General features: G+C 61.1%; 22 protein-coding genes. 12 read left to right on the top strand and 10 right to left on the bottom strand.

The window, feature by feature from the left end:
• Positions 1-2: 2 nt before the first annotated feature.
• From JHD62_RS04320 to JHD62_RS04305, 4 genes are all read right to left on the bottom strand, one after another.
• Positions 3-1,727 (bottom strand): FAD-dependent oxidoreductase, encoded by a 1,725-nt coding sequence (locus JHD62_RS04320; protein WP_199101915.1) that lies wholly within the window; start codon positions 1,725-1,727, stop codon positions 3-5.
• Between the two features lie 8 nt (positions 1,728-1,735).
• Complete coding sequence (locus JHD62_RS04315; protein WP_199101914.1) at positions 1,736-2,551, bottom strand: shikimate dehydrogenase; 816 nt, start codon at positions 2,549-2,551, stop codon at positions 1,736-1,738.
• 12 nt (positions 2,552-2,563) lie between these two features.
• Complete coding sequence (locus JHD62_RS04310; protein WP_199101913.1) at positions 2,564-4,315, bottom strand: FAD-dependent oxidoreductase; 1,752 nt, start codon at positions 4,313-4,315, stop codon at positions 2,564-2,566.
• A 92-nt stretch (positions 4,316-4,407) separates the two neighbouring features.
• Positions 4,408-5,247 carry a sugar phosphate isomerase/epimerase gene (locus JHD62_RS04305; RefSeq protein ID WP_199101912.1) on the bottom strand — a complete coding sequence of 280 codons (840 nt, stop codon included), beginning with the start codon at positions 5,245-5,247 and terminating at the stop codon, positions 4,408-4,410.
• A gap of 726 nt (positions 5,248-5,973) precedes the next feature.
• Here JHD62_RS04305 and JHD62_RS04300 point away from each other — a divergent pair.
• The gene (locus tag JHD62_RS04300) at positions 5,974-7,344 is read left to right on the top strand and encodes an aromatic acid/H+ symport family MFS transporter (RefSeq protein WP_199101911.1); all 1,371 of its coding nucleotides are present in this window, start codon (positions 5,974-5,976) and stop codon (positions 7,342-7,344) included.
• A gap of 23 nt (positions 7,345-7,367) precedes the next feature.
• On the opposite strand, the gene JHD62_RS04295 is transcribed toward JHD62_RS04300, so the two are convergent.
• Positions 7,368-8,024: a TetR family transcriptional regulator gene (locus JHD62_RS04295; RefSeq protein WP_199101910.1), complete on the bottom strand. Its 657-nt coding sequence runs from the start codon at positions 8,022-8,024 to the stop codon at positions 7,368-7,370.
• A gap of 202 nt (positions 8,025-8,226) precedes the next feature.
• On the opposite strand from JHD62_RS04295, the gene JHD62_RS04290 reads away from it, so the two are divergent.
• From JHD62_RS04290 to JHD62_RS04260, 7 genes are all read left to right on the top strand, one after another.
• On the top strand, positions 8,227-9,333 hold the full coding sequence (locus tag JHD62_RS04290; RefSeq protein ID WP_239689546.1) for a porin: 1,107 nt from the start codon (positions 8,227-8,229) through the stop codon (positions 9,331-9,333).
• A 69-nt stretch (positions 9,334-9,402) separates the two neighbouring features.
• The gene (locus JHD62_RS04285; protein ID WP_199101909.1) at positions 9,403-10,803 is read left to right on the top strand and encodes an MFS transporter; all 1,401 of its coding nucleotides are present in this window, start codon (positions 9,403-9,405) and stop codon (positions 10,801-10,803) included.
• Between the two features lie 137 nt (positions 10,804-10,940).
• On the top strand, positions 10,941-11,846 hold the full coding sequence (locus tag JHD62_RS04280; RefSeq protein WP_199101908.1) for a LysR substrate-binding domain-containing protein: 906 nt from the start codon (positions 10,941-10,943) through the stop codon (positions 11,844-11,846).
• Positions 11,847-11,984: 138 nt separating this feature from the next.
• Positions 11,985-12,914 carry an AEC family transporter gene (locus tag JHD62_RS04275; protein WP_199101907.1) on the top strand — a complete coding sequence of 310 codons (930 nt, stop codon included), beginning with the start codon at positions 11,985-11,987 and terminating at the stop codon, positions 12,912-12,914.
• A gap of 131 nt (positions 12,915-13,045) precedes the next feature.
• The gene (locus tag JHD62_RS04270) at positions 13,046-13,981 is read left to right on the top strand and encodes a TauD/TfdA family dioxygenase (protein WP_199101906.1); all 936 of its coding nucleotides are present in this window, start codon (positions 13,046-13,048) and stop codon (positions 13,979-13,981) included.
• Between the two features lie 360 nt (positions 13,982-14,341).
• A complete protein-coding gene (locus tag JHD62_RS04265; RefSeq protein ID WP_199101905.1) occupies positions 14,342-14,977 on the top strand; it encodes a peroxiredoxin in 636 nt (211 codons plus the stop codon).
• A gap of 227 nt (positions 14,978-15,204) precedes the next feature.
• Entirely contained in the window at positions 15,205-15,390 is a 186-nt protein-coding gene (locus JHD62_RS04260) for a hypothetical protein (protein WP_131360418.1), read from the top strand.
• Between the two features lie 54 nt (positions 15,391-15,444).
• Here the strand turns inward: JHD62_RS04260 and JHD62_RS04255 are convergent, their stop codons facing one another.
• Both JHD62_RS04255 and JHD62_RS04250 read right to left on the bottom strand, forming a co-directional pair.
• A complete protein-coding gene (locus JHD62_RS04255) occupies positions 15,445-16,545 on the bottom strand; it encodes a PepSY-associated TM helix domain-containing protein (RefSeq protein ID WP_199101904.1) in 1,101 nt (366 codons plus the stop codon).
• Positions 16,546-16,625: 80 nt separating this feature from the next.
• On the bottom strand, positions 16,626-18,734 hold the full coding sequence (locus JHD62_RS04250; protein WP_199101903.1) for a TonB-dependent siderophore receptor: 2,109 nt from the start codon (positions 18,732-18,734) through the stop codon (positions 16,626-16,628).
• A gap of 493 nt (positions 18,735-19,227) precedes the next feature.
• Between JHD62_RS04250 and ccoG the strand changes: the two genes are divergently transcribed.
• On the top strand, positions 19,228-20,664 hold the full coding sequence (ccoG, locus tag JHD62_RS04245) for a cytochrome c oxidase accessory protein CcoG (protein WP_199101902.1): 1,437 nt from the start codon (positions 19,228-19,230) through the stop codon (positions 20,662-20,664).
• A gap of 5 nt (positions 20,665-20,669) precedes the next feature.
• On the opposite strand, the gene JHD62_RS04240 is transcribed toward ccoG, so the two are convergent.
• Positions 20,670-21,587 carry an AraC family transcriptional regulator gene (locus JHD62_RS04240; RefSeq protein WP_062789134.1) on the bottom strand — a complete coding sequence of 306 codons (918 nt, stop codon included), beginning with the start codon at positions 21,585-21,587 and terminating at the stop codon, positions 20,670-20,672.
• Positions 21,588-21,700: 113 nt separating this feature from the next.
• Positions 21,701-22,654, bottom strand: coding sequence for a LysR family transcriptional regulator (locus JHD62_RS04235; RefSeq protein WP_199101901.1), 954 nt, complete (start codon positions 22,652-22,654; stop codon positions 21,701-21,703).
• 146 nt (positions 22,655-22,800) lie between these two features.
• Between JHD62_RS04235 and JHD62_RS04230 the strand changes: the two genes are divergently transcribed.
• The 3 genes from JHD62_RS04230 (at position 22,801) to JHD62_RS04220 (ending at position 24,958) form a co-directional block, all read left to right on the top strand.
• Positions 22,801-23,958, top strand: coding sequence for an iron-containing alcohol dehydrogenase (locus tag JHD62_RS04230; RefSeq protein WP_199101900.1), 1,158 nt, complete (start codon positions 22,801-22,803; stop codon positions 23,956-23,958).
• Between the two features lie 121 nt (positions 23,959-24,079).
• Positions 24,080-24,382 carry a DUF1330 domain-containing protein gene (locus tag JHD62_RS04225; protein WP_131360403.1) on the top strand — a complete coding sequence of 101 codons (303 nt, stop codon included), beginning with the start codon at positions 24,080-24,082 and terminating at the stop codon, positions 24,380-24,382.
• A 27-nt stretch (positions 24,383-24,409) separates the two neighbouring features.
• Complete coding sequence (locus tag JHD62_RS04220; RefSeq protein WP_199101899.1) at positions 24,410-24,958, top strand: NAD(P)H-dependent oxidoreductase; 549 nt, start codon at positions 24,410-24,412, stop codon at positions 24,956-24,958.
• 64 nt (positions 24,959-25,022) lie between these two features.
• Here the strand turns inward: JHD62_RS04220 and JHD62_RS04215 are convergent, their stop codons facing one another.
• On the bottom strand, positions 25,023-25,214 hold the full coding sequence (locus JHD62_RS04215; RefSeq protein ID WP_199101898.1) for a hypothetical protein: 192 nt from the start codon (positions 25,212-25,214) through the stop codon (positions 25,023-25,025).
• Positions 25,215-25,254: the final 40 nt, after the last annotated feature.

The raw sequence follows: 25,254 nt of genomic DNA, 5'->3' as shown, positions 1-25,254 counted from the left end.
GTTCAGAGGGTTGAATCGGGTTGGCGTCCGGCGGCGTGGTGTGCCGCCAGATAGCCGAAAGTCATGGCCGGGCCCAGGGTGATGCCGCCGCTGGGGTAGTGGCCGCCCATCATGCTGTGCATGTCGTTGCCGACCGCGTACAGGCCGCTGATGGGCTGGCGGTGTTCATCCAGCACTTGCGCGCTGGCATTGGTGGTCAGCCCGGCAAAGCTGCCCAGGCTGCCGGGGACCAGCTTCACCGCGTAGTACGGCCCGTGTTGCAGCGGAGCCATGCAGGGGTTGGGCCAGGGATTGTCCTTGTCGCCTTGCACGCGGTTGTACGGGGTGTCGCCCTTGGCGAAGTCGCTGTCCTGCCCGGTAGCGGCTTGCTGGTTAAAGCGCACCACCTGCTGTTCAAGGGCGACGGGGGCTATGCCGCAACGGCGGGCCAGCTCTTGCAAGGTATTGCCACGTTGCAGATAACCATTGCGCAGCCAGCGGCCCAGCGGCATGGGGGCGGGTTTGACTGCACCCAGCCCGTAGCGGCGGACAAAGCGGTGGTCGGCCACCAGCCAGGCTTGCACCGGCTGACCTGCCGGGGTGGTACGTAGCAGGGCGGAGACAAAGTCGTGGTAGGAGTCAGCCTCGTTGCAAAAGCGCTGGCCATTGGCGGTGACGGCTATCAGCCCCGGTTTGGCGCGTTCGATCAGATGCGGAAAGTGGGCGGTGCTGCCATCGGCGCGTGGTACCAGCGATACCGGGGCCAGCGCCATCGGGGACGCCATCTCGCCCATCACGCCGCCAACGGCTTCACCCAGCCGCAGGCCGTCGCCGGTATTGCTGGCCGGGGCGGCAGACCAGTGTTCCTGCCCGCTGGGCGCATGGGCCAGCAGCTGGCGTTTGCGGGCGACATCGTGCGGAAAGCCGCCGCAGGCCAGCACCACGCCATGGCTGGCATGTACGGTGAGCGGACCATCTGGCGTGTCCAGCAGCGCACCGCTCACCTTGTCCTGCTCGCGCAGCAACTGGCGAACCGGGCTGGACAGGCGCAGTTCCACCCCGGCTTGCAGTGCCGATGCTGCCAGCGCGGCGGCCAGCGCATTGCCGTTGACCAGCCGCATGCCACGGCCATGCAGCAGGCAGTCGCGCCAGTAGGCCAGCACGCGCCGGGTGACATAGGCAAAGGAGGCGAGCGAACGGCTGGCGTTGAGAAAATGGCGCAGCTCCACACCGGATGCGATGCCCATGCCCCATAGCGAAATCACGTCCAGCGGCTTTTTCAGCTGGTGAATACGCGCGCCCAGCAGTTGGCCATCAAACGGTGCTGCGCATACCGAGCGGCCACCGGTGGCGGCCCCGGCACTATGGCCGTGGAAGTCCGGAATCAGGTTGCCGTCGATGAAGCGCAGCAGGCTGTGGCGCTGGAAGAAGTCCACCATGCGCGGCGCGTGCGTGAGGTAAGCATCGGCCAGTGCGGGGTTGAAGTCCTCTCCCAGTTCGCTGTGCAGGTACTGGCGCGGCAGGGCCGGGTCTTCGTCTATCCCGGCGGCGATGGCCAGCGGGTTGCGTGGCACCCACAGCCAGCCGCCAGACCAGGCGGTGGTGCCGCCAAACTCGGCTTCTTTCTCGGCCAGCACCACCTTCAGCCCCAGCCGGGCGGCGGTGACGGCGGTGGCCAGCCCGCCTGCGCCGCTGCCCACTACCAGCAGGTCGCAGTGCAGGGTGTTGGCTTGTGCTTGCTTGTCCACGGCCAACCTCAACTAGCCAGCGGACCCTGCGCCAGCAGGAAGTCCAGCATCAGTTCACGCACGGCGGCAAACATGTCGCCCCCCACCACGGTCTGGCAGCCCAGTGCGCGGGCGCTTTCAATCAGCGGGGTGACTGCCGGAGCGGTAATCACGTCGCCAACAAACATGTCGCCATGCAGCTTGCCGGCATCAATCGGCAGCGGGTCGCTGGCTTGCATGCCGGTGGGTGAGGCATTGATGGCAATGGCAAAACCACTGGGGTCAGGGCTGCCTATGGCCAGTTGGCCGGGGAAGCTGGCGTCAAGCCGGGTAATCAGCTGGTCGCGGCGGCTGGTGTCGGCATCGTGGATGGCCAGTTCGCTGACACCGTTTTCCAGCAGGGCCAGTGCAATGGCCGAACCCGCCCCGCCAGCACCCACCAGCAGCGCGCGCTTGCCTTCCGGCTGGCAGCCAGCTGCGCGCATGGCGGCTACATAGCCGGCGCCGTCACACATGTCGCCGTGCCAGCTGCCGTCGGCATTGCGGCGCATCACGTTGACCGCGCCCAGGCGGCGCGCCCGGTCGCTGCTGCTGCTGCACTGGGCATACATGGCGAACTTGTGCGGCACGGTGACGATGATGCCGTCCAGATTGCCCGCCAGGCTGATGCCCTTGACGTAGGCATCCAGATTGGCCGGGCTGACATGGCTGGGCACCAGAATGGCATTGCGGCCTTGCTGTTGCAGGGCGGCGCTGACGCCAGCCGGGGATTTCACCTGGGCGATCGGGTCGCCCACGATGGCCAGTACACGGGTGGCACCATCCAGTTGCAGGGTTTGGGTCATGTTGTGCTCTCCTTATTGGGTAACGGTGTCGCGCGTCGGGGCGCGGCTGTTGCGTTGGCTGGCGTGGGTGGCGGCAATGCTGGCAAATACCAGCGCCGGGCCGATGGTGATGCCGGGCGCGGTATACACCCCGCCCATGATGGAATGCATGTCATTGCCCACCGCATACAGGCCGGCAATGGGCTGGCCGTCGCGGCCCAGTACCCGCGCCTGGGTGTCGGTTTGCAGGCCGGTGGCCGCACCGATGTCGCCGGGGTACAGCCGCACCGCGTAATACGGGGCTTCGGCGAGCGGGCCGATATTGGGGTTGGGCTGACCGCGTGAGGGGTCGCCCATGTTTTGCTGGTAGGCGGTTTCACCACGGTGGAAGTCGCTGTCCACGCCGCTGGCGGCATAGCGGTTGTTGCGCGCCACGCTGTCCTCCAGCGTGGCCGCATCCATGCCCAGCTTGCCGGCCAGCTCGGCCAGTGTGTTGCCTGCGGTCAGGTAGCCATCGGCCAGGAAGGGTTCCAGGTTCTTGCCGCCGGGGCGCACCATGCCGATGCCGTACTGGCGCAAGGCGGCAGCGTCGCAAACAAGGTAGGCCGGAATGCTGGGCGTGCTGCGATTGGCTTGCTGCATGGCCAGGCCAAACAGGTGGTAGGAGGTGCTTTCGTTCACAAAACGCGCGCCACGGGCATTGACGGTAATCATGCCGGGCTTGGCGCGGTCCAGCATGAAGTGCGGAAACACCGCCTGGCTGCCATCGGCACGGCGGCGCAGTGATACCGGTGCCCAGAACGCCGGGCTGAGGCTGCCTTCGGCCAGTTTTGCACCAAGGTCGCGTGCCAGCTGCTGTGCCTGACCGGTATGGCCGGGCGCGCCGGGGCACCAGTCCATCTCTATGCCCGGCAGCAGGCGGGCGCGTTGTTCCGGGTCGCGGTTGAAACCGCCGCTGGCCAGAATCACCCCCTGATTCACCTTGATGCTGCGGCTGGTCTTGCCCTGGCGCAGGGTGAGGCCGTGCACGCCGCGCTCATCGTGCCGGATGTCGCTGGCCTGAGTTCGCAGTGCCAGCTGCACATTGCCCAGTTTCGACAGCGAATACAGCAGGCGGCCTACCAATGCATTACCCATCACCAGCCGGGTGCCGCGCGGGTAGGACAGGCGGTCGCTGGCATGGCGCAGCAGCAACTTGAGCGAGTGCCTGAACGAAGGCAGCGAGGACTTGAGCTTAAGCAGGTGGTTGATATCGGTGCGGTCCACCATCATGCCGCCCAGCACGGTGAATTCGGGGATGGGCGGGCGCAGTACGGCAAACAGCTCGCCCAAGAGACGGCCATCAAAGGGCAAGGGTTCCAGCGCACGGCCATTGAGGGTGGAGCCGGGCAGGTCGGAAATGTAGTCCGGGTGTTTGGGGTAGGGGCGGAATTTCACCTCGGTGGCTGCTTCCAGCGCGGCTACCACGGCCGGGCCGGCTTGCAGGAAGGCCTGGCGCAGTGCCGGGTCGGCCCGTTCGCCAATGGCCTTGTCCAGATAGCGCGCTGCTTCGGCCAGGGTGTCTTGCGGATTCACCCGCGCGCTGTGCAGGGTGCCGGGTATCCAGGTGGTGCCACCAGACAGGGCGGTGGTGCCGCCCACGTATTCGCTGTGTTCCACCAGCAGCACTTTCTGTCCGGCAAGGCCGGCAAACAGTGCGGCAGCCAGCCCGGCACCGCCGGCACCGATCACCACCACATCAAATTCACTGCCTTGTGCAGGCAGGTTTTCCAGTTGCAACAGCATGTCAGTCTCTCCGTATTGCTGTCTTGCGTCCGTTTTGTTGCATAAAAGCAACCAGTCGGTACGTTTTGAGAATTTTTTTTAATGGAAGATTGTTACGTGCCAGCCGACTCCAGCGCTGCACCGTAGGTGCGCTGCAATATTTGTTGTGCAGCACTGCGCAGCAGCTTGGCCCGCTCCACGGCACCCAGATGGGCCTTGCTGTGCATCGGTACTTCCAGCGCAATCGGCAGCTCCGGCGGCAAGGCCAGCAGCAGTTCGCCCAGTGCCAGCCCGCCATGGCCCGGTGGCATGCGCTCGGCGCGGGCCTGGTACAGCAGTTCTTCCATGCTGTCGGGCTTTGCTGCCGGGGCATCGCACAACTGCATGTAGTGCAGGCGCTGGCGTGGCACCTCGGCCAGCATGGCCGGAGCGTCCCCGGCGCGGTCAAAGTGGATGGCGTCCACCAGCAGGGCGGCATTGTCCTGGCCGGCCTGCTCCAGCAACCGCATGGCCATGGCGATGTTGCGGATGTCGGTCCAGGGCATGGGCTCGATATTCATGTTCAGGCCCAGTGGTGCGCCCAGCTCACACAGGCGGGCAAAACTGTCCGCGCAGCGGGCAAAGTCCGGGTCGTTGCCTGCCACCAGTACCTCGTGTGCGCCCAGCCGGGCTGCACTTTCCAGCATGGGCAGATAGCTGGCTACATCCACTTCCGGTTTGAGCCTGAGTATTTCCACATCAGACACTTGCAGGCCGGTGTCCTGCAGGCGCTGCAAGGTTTCGCGCAGCAGCGGGCTGTTGCCCAGCATGTCGTGTTGCGGCTCCTGGGCGGTGGCAGGGAGCAGGCGCAGGCCGACATGGCTGAAGCCGGCAGCAGCGGCGCAACTGACCATGTCGGGCGGGGATAGCTCCAGCATGCTGAGGGCAGCAAGGGCGAGCTGGCGTGGTGGCATGAGTCTCTCCTGTGTAGCTGGCGCAAGCGGGTGGGCGTGGTGGCATCCCCCATGTTGGCCAGTCTGTTTTTCGGTGGCTGATGGCTGGGCAGTATGCAATCGCAAAAAACGGAATGCAATTCAAAAAAATAACTTTGTTTTGATTTTTTGTTTGGTGTGAACTGTCAGGCGGCCAAGGCTGGCAGGCGGCAGGCATGCGCTTTTGCTGTCCGTTTTCACCCGGAAAATGCAGGACTGGCCTGTATTTGTGGTGTGGCAGGACTCAGGGATTTCCCGCACTGAAACGGGGCAGGGAATGGTGTTTAACTGCTGTTTTCCGGCTGTTGTATTTTTTTAATGTGCTGATTTGGCGTAGGAAAACTACAAAAACAAGGCGCTGGTGCATGCTATGGATATCTGCACATGGATGGGGCGCAGTTATCGTAAATCGGTATAACTGATAGATTTTTTGCGGTATGTTTTGAAGATTCATGCCAAGTCAGAATGCATTCCATGCCCAAGACGCATGGACAAGCATGCCAAGCTCGGGCTGCACCAGGCAGCAAGCAGTGCACGGCCGGACCGGCCAGTCATCACAGGCAGGCTCCTCCCCTCAACAGGAAACAGGAAAGAAGCTGGCAAGGGACAGCAGCTTCAACAGCCTGCAGCTGACCGGCAAGGGCAGGGCAGATAGCAAGAACAACAAGGCAGCGATTGATAGTCAGCGCTGCAACAGGAGACAAACAGATGAGTAACGCCAGCAATGTCATCAATGTTCGGTCATTGATCGACGATCGTCCCATCAACCGCTTTCAGTGGCTGGTGGTGTTTTTTGGTTTCTGCATTATCGCGGCCGACGGTTTTGACGTGGCCATCATGGGTTTCATCGCCCCGGAACTCAAACGCCTGTGGCATGTGACCAACCCGCAGCTGGCACCGGTGCTCAGCGCCGCGCTGGCAGGCCTCACGCTGGGTGCGCTGTTTGCCGGCCCGCTGGCAGACTATCTGGGTCGCAAGGTGGTACTGGTGTTGTCGGTGTTTTTCTTCGGTTTCTGGACGCTGGTTACCGCCACCTCTACCGACATTACCCATCTGGTGATCTTCCGCTTCCTCACCGGCCTTGGCCTTGGTGCAGCCATGCCCAATGTCGGCACGCTGGTGTCGGAATTTGCGCCGGAACGCCGTCGCTCCTTCCTGGTTACCGTGGTGTTCTGCGGCTTTACCGTGGGTGCAGCTGGTGGTGGTTTCCTGTCGGCATGGATGATTCCGCACTTCGGCTGGCAAAGCGTGCTGATTTTTGGTGGTGTGCTGCCGATTGCCGTATCCATCGCGCTGTTGCTGTTCCTGCCGGAATCAGTGCGTTTCCTGGTGGTGCGTAATGCCCCGGCTGCCCGTATTGCCAAGATCGTGCAGCGCCTGGCACCGGACCTGTCGATGAAGGACGCCAGCTTCACCATGGGCAATGCCGAAAGCGCACCCAAGGGCAATTCCATTCGTACCGTGCTGTCGCGTCAGTACCGCTTTGGTTCCTTCATGCTGTGGCTGGGCTACTTCATGGCGCTGTTTGTGGTGTACCTGATGGGCAGCTGGATGCCGACGCTGGTGAAAGAATCCGGTTACACCCTGGCGGATGCTGCCTTCATCGCTGCCTTCTTCCAGTTTGGCGGCCCGGCAGGTTCCCTGTTCATGGGCTGGTGCATGGACCGTGCCAATCCGCACAAGGTGCTGGCCATCACTTATGGTCTGGGTGCGCTGCTGCTGTTCGGCTTCACCTCGGTAGCGCATGAACTGCCGCTGCTGTGTGCACTTACCTTCGCCGTGGGCTTCTGCTTCAACGGTGCCAATACCGGCATGAATGCGCTGTCTGCCGGCTTCTACCCCACCGCGGCACGTGCTACCGGTTCCAGCTGGATGCATGGTGTGGGCCGTATCGGTGCGGTACTCAGCGCCTTTGCCGGTGGCCAGATGCTGGCCTGGGGCTGGACCTTCTCCCAGGTGTTTGCCGCCCTGGCAGTTCCTGCCGGCATCATCGTGCTGTCGCTGTTGATGAAAAACCTGGCCAGCAAGGGCTTGCCGGTACAGCCGGTGAGTGCTGCCAGCAAGGCCATGCACCACTGATGACAAGCTGACGGGCTGCGGACTCAGTCTGCCGCCCGCTCCAGATAGGCCAATACCGTATCAATGACGATTTGCCGGTGACGGCTGGCGTGTTCGGGCTGGGTGAGATCCCGCCCGAACAGGCTGGCAAAAGTGTGGCGATTGGATACGCGATAGAAGCACAGCGAACTGATCAGCATGTGGACATCGATGGCATCGGCCCGGTCATGGAATACCTTGTCGGCAATGCCGCGCGTGAGGATGCCTTCCACCACCTCGATCACACTGCGGTTGCGCTGGCGGATGATGTCCGAGTCGGCAATATGCCGCGCCTGGTGGATGTTTTCTATGCTTACCAGCCGACAGAAGTCCGGATGATTGTGGTGGTAGTCGAAGGTGAAGCCGGTGAGCAGGGCCATGGCCTCGCGCGGTGGCAAGCCTTCCAGCTGCAGCTGTTTTTCGATATCGCGGATTTCACCGTACACCCGTTCCAGCACGGCGATGTACAGCTCCTTCTTGCTGCGGAAGTGGTACACCACCATGCGTTTGTTGGTATTGGACTGCTCGGCGATATTGTCCAGCCGGGCACCGCTGAAACCGTGCTGGACAAATTCGGTCTGGGCCGCTTCCAGAATGCGCTGGCGCATGCCTTCGGGGTCGTTCTTGCGGCGGGTGGGCAAGCTGGGGCTGTCTGTGGACATCAAAACCGGATACCAATGAAAGGAGAAGTGGCAATAAAGGCTGAATCTGCCCGCTTTTGATGACAGATGTCAATCTGGCGACAGCCGTCGTCCGGAGCGGGGAGCGCAGGACTGGGTGGGGCCACTGGCATGGGCCACGCCCGCATTGAGGATTAATTTTAAATAAATATTAATCTGTGAATAAACAGATATGGAGATAATCGTGAAACACAAGACCCAATTGATGCTGCTGGCTTCCCTGTCCCCGCTGCTGGCCAATGCCGCGCTGGCGGATGACTCCACCGTCACCATTTATGGCCGTATCCACGCCGACTTTGAAAACACCAAGTCCGGCGCGGCCAGCACGGCGTTTTCCACCAACAAGGTGCAAAACGACACTTCGCGCATCGGCTTCAAGGGCAGTGAAGACCTGGGCAACGGCCTGAAAGCCATCTGGCAGGTAGAATCCGGCGTAGCCATCGATGACGGTTCCGGCACTGGTTCCAATACCTGGGCCGGTCGTGAAAGCTTCATCGGTTTGAGCTCTGCCCAGCTGGGTACGCTGAAGGCCGGTAACTTCCTGGTGGCTATTGACGACCTGCACTACATTGCCGGCAACAGCTTCCAGTACGCCACCGGCATTTCCAACGATGCCACGCTGTGGGCCAACGGCGGCAGCCTGGCCAGCGGCGGTTTTGATGTGCGCGCCGGTAACTCGGTAAGCTATCAGACGCCCAAGTTCAACAATGTCACCGCCCGCATCCAGTATTCACTCACCACGGGCACCGGCAGCTCGGAAACCACCAGCCACGGTGCAACGCTGGTATCCGGCAACCTGACGTATGACGACGGTCAGCTGCGCGTGGGTTACGGTTTCCAGCAAAACCGTGCCATGCAGGCCATGTCCAGCAACTTCTACCAGAATGGCCTGATGCACATGCTGGCGGTGGGTTACAACTTCGGCAGCATCTATGTAGGCGGCCTGGTGGAACATGACATCCTGGACAACATCAACCAGACCGGCAACAGCCGCAGCCGCAATTACGGCAGCCTGATCGGAACCTACACCAACGGTGCCAACATCTTCTCCGCCCAGTATGGCCAGGCCGCGTCGTGGAAGGGTTCGGCAGCAGTGCAGGACAGCGGCGCCAAGATGGGTACGCTGGCTTACAACCGCGTACTGAGCAAAACCACCCAGGTGTATGTGCTGTTTACCGAGCTGCATAACGAAGCCAATGCCACTTATGTACTGGGCGGCAACCCCAGCGCCACGGCCGCCGGTGCCAAAACCCAGCACTCGCTGGCCGTGGGCATGTGGAAAAACTTCTGATCCTGATGCTTCCAGTTCAACCGCAGGGTGGGGACGACCCGTCCTGCGGTTTTATCCGTTTATCTGCCCATGCGACTTGCTGACCGACCAAACCCTTCCTCGTTGATCGCCTTGCTGGTGGCGGCTGCGTTCTTCATGGAAAACCTTGATGCCACGGTCATCAATACCGCCTTGCCTGCCATGGCGGCAACTTTTGCTGTGCAGCCGGTGGACCTCAATATCGGCATCACTGCTTATCTGCTTACCCTGACCTTGCTGATACCGGCCAGTGGCTGGCTGGCCGACCGGCTGGGCTGCCGTCGCGTGTTCATGGCGTCCATTGTGGTGTTCACCCTGGCGTCCTTGCTGTGTGCCATGTCGCAAAACCTGTGGCAGTTTGCCTTGGCGCGCGTGCTGCAAGGGGTGGGTGGGGCGATGATGGTGCCGGTGGGGCGGCTGGCCGTATTGCGCAACACGCCCAAACATAAGCTGATGCAGGCCATCGCCATGATTACCTGGCCCGGTCTGGTGGCACCGGTATTGGGGCCGGCGTTGGGCGGCTTCATCACCACCTATGCATCCTGGCACTGGATTTTCCTGCTTAACCTGCCGCTGGGTGTGCTGGCGTTTGCTCTGGCGTGGTGGCTGATTCCACCCTCGGAGGACGGGATGGCAAGCAGCCGTTTTGACTGGACGGGCTTTTTGCTGTGCGGCACGGCCTGTCTGTTGCTGATGAGTGGTCTGGAGCAGGTGGGTGGCACAGGGCAGCTGATGCTGGCCTTGCTCGGCCTGTCTGGTTCCGCCGTGCTGTTGGCGGCCTTGTGGCGACATTGCCGCCGCAGCCATGCTCCCTTGCTGGATTTGTCCATCCTGCACATCCGCACTTACCGCACCACCATTGTTGGCGGCTCCTTGCTGCGCGCTGCCATCAACACCACGCCGTTTTTGCTGCCGCTGATGTTCCAGCTGGGTATGGGCATGGATGCCTTCCGTTCCGGCCTGCTGTTGCTCACCCTGTTTGCCGGCAACCTGGGCATGAAGGTACTGACCAGCCGTACGCTGTGGCGCTTTGGCTTTCGTCTGACCTTGCTGCTCAGCGGCCTGGTGCTGGTGGTGCTGACCCTGCTGATTGCCACCTTCGGCCCGGATACCCCGTGGCCGTGGCTGGTGCTGGTGTTGCTTCTATCCGGCATGGCCCGTTCCATGACCTTTACCACGCTGAGCACCCTGGCTTTTGTCGACGTGCCGCCAGCACAGATGAGCCACGCCAACACCCTGTTCAACATGCTGCTGCGCATGGCCTATGGCATGGGCATTGCCATTGCTGCCGTCGGCCTGCGCATGGCTGAATCCTGGCTGCCGCAGGCCAGTGCGCTGACGCATTATCATTTTGCCTTTGTCGTGCTGGCGGGCCTGACGCTGTTGGCGCTATGGGATGTGTGGCAGCTACCGGGCAATGCCGGACAGCTGTTGAGCCGGCAGCCGGAGTAGCGCCACTGATGTTGCCAATATCTGTTTGGACAGACGGCAAGGGCAATGCCATGCTTCTGGCTTGGCCACCGGGCCGGGACAGCATGACAGGCACCGCCTGCGGGGCGGGCAGCAATAACGACAAGAAGGTTGGGTTTATGGATTTGAAACAGTTGCAGTACTTTACCTGCGTGGCAGAGCTGGGCAGCTTCACCCGCGCGTCCAATACGCTGAACATTGCCCAGCCCGCGCTCAGCCGCCAGATCCGCATGCTGGAAGTGGAACTGCGGCAGAACCTGCTGATCCGTAATGGCCGGGGTGTGTCCATGACCGAGGCGGGCAAGGTATTGCTGGAGCACAGCCTGGGCATCCTGCATCAGGTAGAGCGGGTGAAGGAGGAACTGGGCAAGGTGCGTGGAGCCATGGCCGGGCATGTGGTGGTGGGGCTGCCACCCAGCCTGCTCAAGGTATTGGCGGTGCCGCTGACCAAAACCTTCCGCGCCCGGCTGCCCAATGCCTCGCTGTCCATCTGCGAGGGCCTGTCCGTCACCATGCACGAGGCGCTGGTGGCCGGGCGGCTGGATGTGGCCCTGCTGTACAACGTGATTCCGTCTGCCGAAGTGGAAACCTTCCCCTTGCTGGAGGAAGAACTATTCCTGATGACCGCCCGCTTTGACGATGCCCCTGACACCATCACCCTGCGTGATGTCGCCGGCACGCCGCTGATCATCCCCAGTCGGCCCAATTCCATCCGCATGCTGGTGGAGTCGGAACTGGCCAATATCGGCTGCCGTCCGCACATCGAACTGGAAATCGACGGCGTGTCCGCCATTCTGGAGCTGGTGGCCGATGGCTATGGCTCGGCGGTGCTCACCCGCAGTGCGGTGGCCTCGCTGGCCGATGCCTCGCGTTTTACCGTGCGCAAGATTGTAGAACCGGTGCTGTCCAGCAAGCTGGCCATGGCCATCAGCCTGCGTCATCCATCAACACTCACCCAGCAGCTGTTCATCGAACTGATACGCGAACATATCCGCGAATGGCTGGGGTATTCCTCCGAAACCTGATTGCCTCCGAGCGGCTAACAAAATAACGTAGTGTCCCTGGGGCAAGGCGCGCCGACGCTGACAGTAAAGAGTACGGCAAAGAGGCGCAATGCAGCAGCAGGGTTTTTGTTAGAGGTTCTTGGGGCGGAAAGTAGCATTGTGCTGGCTATTGCAAGTATCACCGGACCCATCTTCATCCTGATTGCCCTTGGTTACTGGGTAAGCTGGCGGCAGTGGTTTGCCCAGGCCAATATTCGTGCGCTGGGGCAGTTTGTCATCACCTTTGCCTTGCCGGCGATGATATTCCGCGCGCTGACCCGGCAGTCCTTTGTCGAGGTGGTGGACCTGCACTACCTGCTGGCCTACGGATTGGGTTCCTTGCTGGCGCTGGGTCTGGGCATGCTGTTTGCACGTATGGTGGCAGGGCATGACTTTCGGCTCAGTGCCCTGTTCGGGCTGGGCATGTCCATGTCCAACAGCGGTTTCATCGGCTTTCCCATCGTGTCGCAGCTATTGGGGGCCAAGGCAGGCATTGCACTGGCCATGACCATGCTGGTGGAAAACGCGGTGGTGTTTCCGCTGGTGCTGATCCTGCTGGAAAGCCAGGACGCCAGCGGCAAGGGCTGGGGCCATCTGTTGCGTCAGGTAGGCGCGCGGCTGCTACGCTCGCCACTGGTCATTGCCATCAGCGCCGGGGTGTTGTGTTCGCTGGCGGGCTTGCAGCTGCCGGGCGTGTTCAGCAAGGTGCTGGAATTGTTGTCGCAGGCTTCGGTGGCCTTGTCGCTGTTTGTCATCGGCGGTTCGCTGGTTGGCCTGAAAACCAGCGGCATCGTGCGCAAAATTTCCCCCATCGTGCTGGGCAAGCTGCTGTTGCACCCCTTGCTGATCTTCCTGCTGCTGCATTTCCTGCTGCCAGTACCTGCCTGGTTGCAAGTGGCGGCAGTACTGTTTGCCTGTGCGCCGATGATGAGCATCTATCCCATCATGGGGCAGAAATACGGCCACGAAGGCTTGTGCGCGGCTACCTTGCTGGCCGCTACGGTGACATCGTTCTTCTCCATCAGCGGCATGCTCTGGTTGCAAGGCTGAGGGAATAAGTAATCCGGTTTTTCTTGGTTGGGAATCATGGCGTGGTTTTTTAATATCCATCCCATGTGCATGGTTATGTCCTGTCATGACAGGCCGTGTTTTCATTCCCCTTGCTTTGAGAGGCTGCCAGGATGAGCTTTTATCAGGATTACAACGACAAGCTGGCCATTGAAGGCTGGAACACCCGCGAACTGACCCAGTACCAGACGTTCGACCTCAAACGCCTGTCCCCGGCCCTGGGGGCGGAAATCCGTGGTGTCGACCTCAGCCAGCCCTTGCCGCCTGCGCAACTGGAGGAAATCCGCCAGGCGCTGACCGAACATCTGGTGCTGACCTTCCCCGGCCAGGCCATCAATGCCGAACAGCACAAGGCCTTTGGCCGTCTGTTTGGCAGCCTGCACCAGCATGTGCTGGGCGACAGCACCCAGCTGACCGCGCGCAGTGGCGATGCGGAAATCCTGGGCTGGAAAACCGGCCGCACCACCCGTTACACCGCAGGCGATGCCTGGCATAACGATGTGTCTTGCGACCCGCACCCCATCTGGGCGTCTTTCCTGCGCGTCACCCGCCTGCCGGAAGTAGGCGGTGGCGACACGGCGTTTGCCAACCTCTATCTGGCGTATGAATCCTTGTCCGAACCCATCAAGCAACTGCTGCTGGGGCTGACTGCCGTGCATGACGGGCGGGAAGGCTGGAGCAATGGCTATGGTGCCGAACCGAAACCCGGCCAGGTATTCAATGCCAGCGAACACCCGGTGGTGGCACGTCATCCGGTCAGCGGCCGTCCCTTCCTGTTTGTGAATGAGGCGTTTACTTCGCATATCGTGCAGCTGAGCCGAGCCGAAAGCGATGCGTTGTTGCAGCTGCTGTACCGTCATATCGAAAAGCACCAGTCCTTCCAGGCACGCATTCACTGGCAGCCGGACATGCTGCTGCTGTGGGACAACTGGGCCACCCAGCACCACGCCATCTGGGATTACTACCCGTTCGAGCGTTGGGGCGAGCGTGTATCGGCCTATCGGAACCACGGCCCGCAGCCTGCCGGCACAATCATCGGCCAGCAGTAAGCAGCGCAGACTTGCAGGCATAAGCCAGCCCCCTCTCGCTTTCTGCAAGGAAAGCGAGGCGCCCTTACAGGGTAAGGGCGGGGGATGGAAAATAGATGGGAAGGCTGCGGAAGTAATTGCTTAGTTATAAGGCCCGGCTTTGCTGTGGCCGGTGAAAACCCACCAAATAACCTTGTCAGCAGCCTGGGGCTGCCCATCACGGACGGCCCTTTTTACTGTGTGAAGCACGCGGCTTATGCAGCTTTGCTCTGGCTTATCCAGCCGCAGCCTGATAAGCAACGCAGTTTTCCTTGGTTCACCGGTGGCGTGGCAGTGCTTACAGTAAGCCCATCACGCAAACACACCACAAAGGAAACCAGCATGACTCTGCGACTTGGCGACATTGCTCCGGATTTCAGTCAGCAATCCACCGTTGGCGAACTGCATTTCCACCAGTGGAAGGGTGACAGCTGGGCCGTGCTGTTTTCCCATCCTGCCGACTACACCCCGGTGTGCACCACCGAACTGGGTGCCACCGCCAAATTGCAGCAGGAGTTTGCCCGCCGTAACGTCAAGGTGCTGGCGCTGTCGGTAGACCCGGTGGAAGCCCACCATGGCTGGATTGCCGACATTAACGACACCCAGCAAACCGAGGTGAATTTCCCCATCGTGGCAGACGCTGACCGCAAGGTGTCCGAGGCCTACGACCTGATTCACCCGAATGCCAGCAGTACCCACACCGTGCGCTCCCTGTTCATCATCGACCCGGCACACAAGGTGCGGCTGATCATTACCTACCCGGCCAGTACCGGCCGCAATTTTGCCGAAATCCTGCGGGTGATCGACTCCCTGCAACTGACCGACCACCATAGTGTGGCCACCCCGGCCAACTGGCAGCAGGGTGAGGAGGTGGTCATCGTGCCGTCGCTGCAGGATGAAGCGCTGATCCGTGAAAAGTTTCCCCGGGGCTACCGTGCCGTACGGCCCTATCTGCGCCTGACGCCGCAGCCGGTTTGATGTTGTTGTCCGTTGTTCCGTTGTCTCTGTTTCTCCTTCTTGCATGTCTCTTCTTCATGCCGGGTCTGCTGACCCGGCATTTTTTTTTGAAACTGGCCATTGGGCCATTAAATGCAGGTGATAGCAGTGCTCAATGGTGGACTTATGCGACCAGAATGACAGATACTGCTGTAATGCATGCTTGACTCACAATAATTTCCCCAACTTCCCCCTGCAGGTATAAAGCGTTGGACGGCAAAAAACCCGATATCGATGCAATGCTGGATCTGGCTTATCAATTGGTGCTCTGTCAGCTGGAAGCGGACGTCTATCGTGCCAAAGAGGAGATTCGCGAGATGGTGGTTCCCATCAAGATTTTGCTGCTCAGGCAAATCGGAGAGGTCACCGACATCTGCAATCTCGATGATTTCTAGCCTGCTTCACACCACGTCTTCCCATCCTTCCCGACATCTGATTGCGCGGGTGCATTACTGCTGTGCAGTGCGCGCACTGGTCGCCACCATGGCCGCTTGCCTGCTGCCTTGCTTGCGCCGCCTGGCCTGCCACTGAAACAGGCCGCTTCCGCCCAGTACCATCAATACCACGCCGCTGGCAGACATCAGCAACTGGTGCCAGACACCACCCAGGCTGCCGGTGTGCAAAGCCTGTGCCCAACTGCCGATTTTCCGCCATGCTTGTGTTTGCTCCGTCCTTTCCACACTCAAAACCGTTCCCCGGTAAGGGTCCAGCCGGATCAGGGTGCTGCCGTTGGGGTGCAGTTCTTCGTCCAGCCGCTTGCGTAGTTCAACCGGCTGATCTGGTCGGGCGCTGATGCTGATGCTGCTCAGCCTGCCTTGTGGCAGACGGGCATTGCCACGGGCAACCAGTTCATCCAGCGCCAGTTGCGGCCCGGCAGGTGTGATGTGCTTGCCCGCGCGTGGCTGGCCGTGCTTGCCCGGGCTTAGCCATTGCCGGATGGGCTGGTTGAATGCCAGAACCAGGCCGCTAAGCGTACTGAGCAATAGCAGCAGCAACATGCTGGCACCCAGCATGCGGTGCAGGTCGCCCAGCCATACCACCACGCCCTTGTCACGCCGCAACCGCCAGGCTTTGCGCCAGTCCTTTGGCCACCAGTGAATGATGCCGCTTAGCAGCACCAGCAGGATGGCAATGCCGGTGATGCCTACCCAGGTCTTGCCATCGTGCAGCAGCAGGCGGGCATGCAGTTCGTGTAGCCAGCGCCAGCCGGTGCCACGGCCTTCTGGCGTGGCCAGTGGCTGGCCGTGCTGCGGGTCCAGCCATAGCAATTGGTCCGGTTGCTGGCGCTGGCGTACCCGTACTTCGATGGCGGCTGCCGGGTTTTCTGGCAGGCGAAGGGTGAAGTCAGCCTGGGGATAGTTGGCGCGCAAGCCGGCCAGTACCGCCTGATAGTGCGGACTGGCGGTATGGCTTGTCGCCGGGGTGGTATCGGACTCACCTTGCAGCAGTTGTTGCACGTCCAGCAGGCTGCCGCTCAGGCCCAGCAGCAAGGCAAACAGGGCGGCCAGCAAGCCCAGATAACGATGTAACAGAATGACGATGCGTTTCACGAGGTCTTCCACAACAAAACGCGGCGGCTGTTGTCGGTCATCCGCCGCGAGAAATATGAACCGGCCAGACCGGTGCGGGATCAGAAGGTGAGGCTGGCCTTCACCAGCAACTCGCGTGGGTCGCCCAGTCGCACGGTGGACACGCTGCCGCTACTGCTGGTGGTGGTTGTGCCGGTGCTGGAGGCGTAATAAGTCTTGTCGAACACGTTTTTCAGGTTGGCCTGGATTTCCAGCTTCTGGCCGTGCAGGCGGGTTTGCCATGCAATGAAGGCATCGGTCACGAAATACGACGGCAGCTGGAAGGAGTTGGCGGCATCGCCCTGACGCTCGCCCACATAGCGGGTGCCGCCACCAATGCGCCAGTTGTTGCCAAAGCTGTCCTGGCCCAGCTGGTAAGCCAGATTGATGCTGCCGCTGTGCTTGGGTACGTTGTACAGCTGTTTGCCGGCATAGACCGGATCGCTGGTGACCATGGCGTCGGTGTAGGCCCAGGCCAGGGTCAGGGACAGGCGACGGGTGATTTCGCCGCTGACATCCAGCTCTACTCCCTGCGAGCGCACCTTGCCCATGGCCTTGTCGATGCCGTCGGTGTCGGTGGCGACCACATTGGTTTTTTCGATGTGGAACACAGCGGCGGTGGCGGTCAGGCCGTTTTGCTCCAGCTTGATGCCTGCTTCGCGTGAACTGCCGCGTTCCGGGTCGAAATGCTGGCCGTCACTGGCGGTATTGGGCACAAAGGATTCGCTGTAGCTGCCATACAGCGACCAGTGCGGGTTCAGCTTGTACACCAGGCCAAACTGGGGCAGGGCGGTATTGCCGGAGCTGCGATCGCTGACGACATAAGGGCGGCCCACGCCGTCTTCCTGCCGGTAATGCTGGTAGCGCAGGCCATAGCTGGTTTGCCATTGCGGTGCCAGTTCCCAGTTGTCCATCAGCAGCAGCGACTGGGTGTCGATATTGCTGGTGTTGTCGCTTTGGCTGCTACTCAGGCTGGTATTGGCTGCGCTCAACACGCCATAAACCGGGCTGTTGACGTTCAGCTGGGTTGCGGTACTGGCACTGCCCCGATAGGTGGCCGCGCGCAGTTCACGTGCCTGGGTGGCTTCCACGCCGATGACGGGCTGGTGGCGCTGGCCGAACAGGCTGATATCGCCTTGCAGCTTGCTGCTGAGCGTCAAGGTGCTGTTGTTCACCACATTGCCGTCCAGGCGGCGGGTCAGCACGCCGGTGCGGGCGTTATAGGCGGTGGCGCGGGTTTCGTAGTTGCTGTAGCTGATTTCATTCCATGCCAGGCGGGAGTCCAGTTTCCACTGGCTGTTCAGCATGTGGCTGTAACTGGCGGTGGCGGCCTGGGTGTGGCCCTGTGCCACGTCCAGTGTATCGCCCAGCCGTCTTTCGCGTGGCACGTTCAGCGGTTTGCCGTTGTAAAACACGGTGCCGCGATCCCACGGCGTGCTGAAGTCGCTGTACTGATACGACAGCAACAGGCTGTCGCGTCCGTCGCTCCAGGACAGCGAGGGTGCAATCATGTTGCGCTTGGTGCTGCCGTAGTTGCGCCAGTAGTCGGTGTCCTGCTTGTCGGCAATCAGGCGGTAGGCGAAGTTGGAATCGCCGATCTGCCCGGTGCTGTCCAGCGTGGCCGCGCCGCCGCCAAAGCTGCTGCTCTGGGCGCTGATGGTGGTTTGCGCGTCGCGTTGCGGTTTCTTGCTGATGACGTTGATGACGCCGCCGGGCTCCTGGATGCCATACAGCAACGAAGCCGGGCCTTTGAGCACCTCCACCGATTCGGTGGTGGCGTCGAAATTGCTCATCAGATAAGAGCGCACCCCGTCGCGCAAAATGCTGCCATCGTTGCGCTCGCCAAAACCACGGCGGGTAAAGCTGTCCTGGATGCCGGCCAGGGTATTGCTTTCCACCACGCCGCTGACGGTGCTCACTGCTTCGGCCAGGCTTTTCACCTGTTTGTCAGCCAGGGTTTGCGGGGTGACGGACTGTACGGCCTGGGGCGTTTCCAGCGTGCTTTGCGTGTAGCCTGCCACGCTGGTTTGCCGGGTCTGGTAGCTGTGTGTGTTCTGGCTGTCGCCACTGGCACTGACCGATACCGTATCCAGGGTGGCGGTGTCTTCGGCATGGGCGGCGAGGGGGCTGAGGACCAGCAGGGATGTCGAAACGAAGGCGGCAGTGTTCATGATGCATGTTGTTATAAATGAGAATCATTATCATATATGACTTTTGAACTGTCTAAAAGTACGGGTTTTCCCGAAATCCATGTGCAGAAAGCCCTCGCAGTGGCCGATGGCATGCCGTCGCAGCATCTCACCATCCGCCTGGTAGGGGTGGGTGACATGATGTCTGCCTTGGCAGTAATGGGGAGCGAGACGGGCTGATGCGGCTGTGACGCTGCTTGCCTGGGCAGACGGTAGGTAATTATGTTGTATTTAGAATACATATTAATAGCCTGTGCAAGGTCATTCTTCCGGTTGAGTGCAATTGCACGCTTGCGACGGAGTTTCTGCAAGTTATTGACTGTAAATGTTTAATTTCCCATCCGGCCGTGGCGGCAGGCGTCTGTCAGCGGTGTGTCAGGCTGACGGCGCTATTGCCAGGTGGCATGCAAAATAATATCGTAATGCGATATTTATGCGCCAGCCGTGGTGCCTAACGCCACTTGCCAAGGAATGTATGTCTGTCCCGCCTCGCACCATCCCCATCAAGCCTGTTGCGGCCATTGCCGCGGACGGGTCGGAAGTGGTATCGCTGTATGCTGCACAAAAGAAAATCTACCCGCGCAGCGTGCGCGGTCGCTTCAACAACTGGCGCATTGCCGCCGTTGTGCTTACCCAGCTGGTGTTTCTCGGCCTGCCGTGGCTGCGCTGGGATGGTCGCCAGGCAGTCAATTTCGACCTGGTGGAACGCAAGTTCTATCTGTTTGGCCTGATTTTCTGGCCACAGGATTTTATCTATCTGGCTGCCTTGCTGATTCTGTGTGCCTTTGGCTTGTTCTGGTGGACCACCATTGCCGGACGGCTGTGGTGCGGCTATTCCTGTCCGCAGACGGTGTACACCGAAATCATGCTGTGGATCGAGCAATGGACCGAAGGCAAACACAGCCAGCGCAGCAAGCTGGACCAGCAAGGCTGGAGCCTGCGCAAGCTGCGCATCAAGCTGTGCAAGCACGGGCTGATGCTGGCCTTTTCCCTGCTGACCGGTTTTACGCTGGTGGGTTATTTCACGCCCATCCAGCAGCTGCTGACGGCCTTGCCTCATTTCGATTACGGGCCGTGGGAGCTGTTCTGGATTTTCTTCTACGCGGCTTGCACTTATTTACTGGCCGGGGTGATGCGCGAGCAGGTATGCCAGTACATGTGCCCCTATGCCCGTTTCCAGAGCGTGATGTTTGATGCTGACACGCTGGTGATTTCCTACGATGCCGCCCGCGGCGAACCACGCGGCGCGCGCAAGAAGGGCAGCGACCTGCAGCAACAGCAGCTGGGGTCTTGCATCAACTGCGGCATTTGCGTGCAGGTGTGCCCGGCCGGCATTGATATCCGTGATGGCCTGCAGCATGAGTGCATAGGCTGCGCCGCCTGCATTGATGCCTGTGACGAGGTGATGGACAAGATGGCCTATCCGCGCGGGCTGATTCGTTACACCACGGAAAATGCGCTGAACGGCCTGTATCCGGAAAGCGCCATCCTGTCCCGGCTGCGTCGGCCGCGGGTGGTGCTGTATAGCTTGCTGTTGCTGCTGGTGAGCGGTGCGGCCATCACCTCGTTCAGCTTGCGCCAACCTTTCAAGGTGGATGTGATGCGTGATCGCGCCTCGCTGGTACAGGAAACCGGGGAGGGGCTGCTGGAAAACAGCTATCAGCTGAACGTGATCAACACCACCAGTCAGGACCAGCAGTTCAGCATCAGCGTCAGCGGCCTGTCAGGCATTGCCATTGCCAAGCCGACCCTGCTGTCCATCCGCGCGGCAGACAGCAAGAGCCTGGGCGTGCGGGTGGTGGTGGACCCGCAAGCCGCCGGGCCGGGCAGTCATCCCATCGTGTTCCGCGTGCAAACCCGGACCCAGCCTGCGCTGGTGGTGGAAGAGAAATCCAGCTTTATCGGGGAGTGATGGCGTCAGCCGCCGGCCTGCGCCAGCTGGCTGATATCGCGCCTGGGGGGCAGGCCGAACAGTCTGGCGTATTCGCGGCTGAATTGTGACGGACTCTCATAGCCCACGCGAAAAGCCGCCGTGGCGGCTTCCAGCTTGTCGCTGAGCATCAGGCGACGTGCTTCGTTCAGACGCAGCCATTTCACGTATTGCAGCGGGCTCATGGTGGTGAGCTGGCGAAAGTGGTGATGCAGGCTGGAGCTGCTCATTTGCACCCTTGCCGCCAGTTCCTCGATGCGCAGCGGCTCGGTGTAATGGGTTTTCAGCCAGTCGATGGCACGGGCAATGCGCTGGCTGTGGCTGCCGGTGGCCAGAATCTGCCACAGGCGCGAAGCCTGGTCGCTCATCAGCAGCCGGTAGTGGATTTCCCGTTTGATCAACGGTGCCAGTACGCCGATGTGCTGCGGTTGATCCAGCAAGTCCAGCAGGCGGCTGAAGGCATCCAGCAATGCGCTGGTGACCGTGCCCAGAGCCATGCCGGGCTGGCTGCTCTGGCTTGCCGGCGGGCAAATGCCACCCTGGGCGATCAGGTCGGCCATGATGCGCAAATCCAGCCGCAGCACCAGACCGAGGCAAGGCGCGGTCGAACTGGCCGACAGCACTTGCGAGCTGGCTGGCAAATCCACCGAATTGAGCAGGAAATGCTGCGTGTCGTAGGCGTAGCTTTGCTCGCCCACCAGCATCTGCTTTTCCCCTTGCACCACCAGCACCACGCTGGGCTCCACCATGCAGGAACAGGGATTGGTCTGTTGTTCGCGGCGGAAGAAGCTCAGCTCGGGAATGGCCGTATCGCAGTCCTCATCGCCATGGGTACGGGCGGCAATGATCTGGCACAGATGCTGCAGTACCGGGCTGCTGGCAGGTGTCTGCGGTGTGTCGGGCATGGGGTGGCTTTCTGGTTGACTGCATTCAGCCTAATGGCTGGGCGGCTGGCTGTCTGCCCGATTTTCCTGCTGACGCAGGATCAGGCAAGGATTGAGCAACATCAGGCAAGCACTCAGGCAGTATGGGCGGCCAGTGCCGCCAATGGCACATGCAAGGCAGGCGTGGCAGCAAACTCTGCCAGCAGGTAGTCGATGCAGGCCTTTACCCGGGGTGCCATCAGCGCACGGTGCGGGTATTGCAGTACCAGTTCGTAAGCGCCGGGGTCGTGCTGGCCCAGCAATAGCACCTTGAGTTCGCCACGCTCCAGATAAGGCCAGGCATGGTGCACGCCCACCTGGGTAATGCCGGCATGCTGGCGTGCCGCGTCAGTCAGTGCCTCCGGGGCGGACAGGGTGAGGCAGCTGCGCGAGACATCCAGCGTGCTGATCTGGCCATCGGCATCACGAAAATTCCACGGCGATACCTTGCCGCCCAGAAAGCGCCGGGTGATCAGCCGGTGCTGTGTCAGCTCGGCAGGCGAGCGTGGTATGCCAGCCTGTGCAAGATAGTTGGGCGAGGCCACCAATACCATGCGCAGATGGCAGATTGGGCGCGCCACCAACGCAGAGTCGGCAATATGGCCGCCGCGGATCGCCAGGTCGTAGCCGCCGCCCACCAGATCCACCACCCGGTCGTCAAAATCCACTTCCACCGCCAGTTGCGGGTAGCGTGTCAGCAGGCCGGGCAGGGCGGGTAGCAGATGGTCGCGACCAAATGCCGCACTGCTGGAAATGCGCACCGGGCCGCTGATTTCCAGCCGCTGGGTGGCAATGGCATCCACTGCCGCGTCCAGCGCATCCAGCGCAATGCGGGCCTGACGCAAGAAGGCGGCACCTTCTTCGGTCAGGCTCAGGGTGCGTGTGGTGCGGTTCAGCAGGCGCACGCCCAGTGCCTGTTCCAGCCCGGCCACGTTCTTGCTGACTGCCGCATTGCTGATACCCAGCTGGCGAGCCGCAGCGGCAAAGCTGCCGGTTTCGACGGTAGTGACAAAGGAAAGTACCGAAGGCACCCGTTGCGACAAGTCCATGCTGCACTCCTGCAGTGAATCACTAGTGAATCAAGGTTAATAAATACTCAACCGTTAGTCTACTTATAGTTGCGAGTACGGGCTTGCATAATGCCTTCCATCTGCTGGCCACGCTGTTGTGACTGGCTTCAAGACAGGAGCGCAACATGTTGAATTTCGAGTATTTCAATCCTGCCCGTGTGGTGTTCGGCAAAGGCAACATCCAGCGACTTGGCAGCTTGCTGCCGGCGGATGCCAGGGTGTTGCTGCTGTACGGCGGTGGCAGTGCCGAGCGCAATGGCACGCTGGCCGAAGTGCGCCAGGCCTTGCGCGGCCATGTGGTGCATGAATTCGGCGGCATCGAACCCAACCCGCGCTACGAAACCCTGATGCGTGCCGTCGCACTGGTGCGCGAGCAGGGCATTGATTTCCTGCTGGCCGTGGGTGGCGGTTCGGTGATTGATGGCAGCAAGTTTGTCGCCGCTGCCGCGCCTTATCAGGGCGACGCCTGGGACATTCTGTCCAGCCTGGGGCAGGTAGTGAAAAGCGCCTTGCCGGTGGGCGCGGTGCTCACGCTGGCAGCCACCGGTTCGGAAACCAACCACAACGCCGTGGTCACCCATGAAGCCAGCAAGACCAAGGCATTTTTTTCCTCCCCGCTGGTGTTTCCGCAGTTTGCCGTGCTGGATCCGGAAAAAACCTATTCCTTGCCAGCCCGCCAGTTGGCCAACGGGGTGGTGGATGCCTTCACTCATGTGATGGAGCAATACCTGACCTACCCGGTAGACGCCCGCGTGCAGGACCGCTATGCCGAAGGCCTGCTGCAAACGCTGATCGAGCTGGGGCCGAAGGTGGTGCTGGAGCCGGCCGATTATGATTCGCGCGCCAATTTCATGTGGACCGCCACCCAGGCGCTCAACGGCCTGATCGGTGCCGGTGTGCCACACGACTGGGCCACCCATCTGGTGGGGCATGAGCTGACCATCCTGCATGGCCTCGATCATGCCCAGACACTGGCGGTACTGCTGCCTTCCATGCTGCAAGCCCGCCGGGCCGGCAAGCATGCCAAGTTGCTGCAGTACGCCAGCCGTGTCTGGCACATCAACGAAGGCAGCGAGGAAGAGCGCATCAGCCAGGCCATCGCCCGTACCCGTAGCTTTTTTGAAAGCCTGGGCGTGAAAACCCGCTTGCGTGATTACGGCATCGGCCCTGGCGACATCGACGCCCTGGTGCGGCAGCTGGAAGTCCACGGCATGACGGCGCTGGGCGAGCAGGGGGACGTCACCCTGGCGCTCAGCCGTCAGGTATTCGAAGCCAGCCTGTAAGCCTGGTATCCGCATCCGCCAGTCCCGCATGGCTGGCGTTTTGGCAAGCCTGCAACCTTCATTCAACACCACGGGTGGCGCTGGCCCATATTGCACAGGGCTACCCGTTCAGGAGCACATCATGCAGACACCCGCTTATTTCGTTTTCAATGTCACCGCCATTCACGACCCGCAAGGCATGTTGCCGTATCAGGAAAAAGTGCTGGAAACCGTGACCGCCCATCACGGCAGCCTGCTGGTAGGAGGTGGCGAGGTGGACAGCGTGGAAGGCCCGGCCGTACAGGGCAGGTTTTTCATTGTCCGCTTTGACAGCACCGAGGCCGCCCAGGCCTGGTACCACTCGCCGGACTACCAAAGCATCATCGGCCACCGCCATGCCTCCGCCAGCTGCCAGGCCTTCCTGCTGGCCGGGCTGCCCGTCTGACATTTCATTCATTCAACAGGACATCACATGAAAACCCTCGTCATCGTTTCTCACCCCACGCCGCAACAATCCGTCGCCATCAAGGCGCTGCAACAGGTGGCCGAAGCCCAGGACAATGTGACCGTGCGTCACCTGGACCAGCTGTATGGCACTGACAGCAATGCATTTGATATCGCGGCCGAACAGCAGGCACATGAAGCGGCAGACCGCATCATCTACCTATACCCGACCCACTGGTTCAACACCACGCCCATGCTCAAGGCCTACCTGAACCAGGTGTGGACCTATGGTTGGGCCTTCGGTCCGGACGGCAAGGCGTTGCAAGGCAAGGAGATGCAGGTTGTCACCACTGCCGGTGCCACTGAATTTACTTACAGCCATGCCGGGCTGATCGAAGCCACCATGGACGAAGTACTATCGCCGATGAAAGCCTCCGCATTGTATGTGGGCATGAAATACCGTGCGCCGCTGGCGTTCTACAGTGCCATGGGGCTGGATGAGGCCAGCCTTGACGCCATGCGCAGCCGTTTTGCGGCAAACCTGCTGGCTCCGCTTGGCAGCCAGCGCGCCGACTGAATTATCGTCTGATACAACAAGGCCCCCGGCATGCCGAGGGCCTTGTTGCGTCTGCTGCCAGGCTTCAGTGCAGCCCGGCATTGCGCTGCTTCACCACGGCGCAGGGGGTGCCGGCCGTGCAAAAGGCATCGTTCAGATTGGCAGACTGCCCGTTCTGCTGACTGACGGAGCTGGTTTGATCGGCCGCGGTATCGGCCCGGCTGAGCGGGCTGAGCACGAGCAGGGACAGACATAGTGCAAGGGCGTGTTTCATCATGCTTCCTTTCCTGATGTGATCTGGCAGAGCCAGGGTGGTG

The organism is Aquitalea sp. ASV11 (genome assembly GCF_016429185.1).
GTDB lineage: Bacteria > Pseudomonadota > Gammaproteobacteria > Burkholderiales > Chromobacteriaceae > Aquitalea > Aquitalea pelogenes.
Note: the sequence above shows the minus strand (reverse complement) of the source record. Positions and strands in the feature narration are given on the sequence as shown.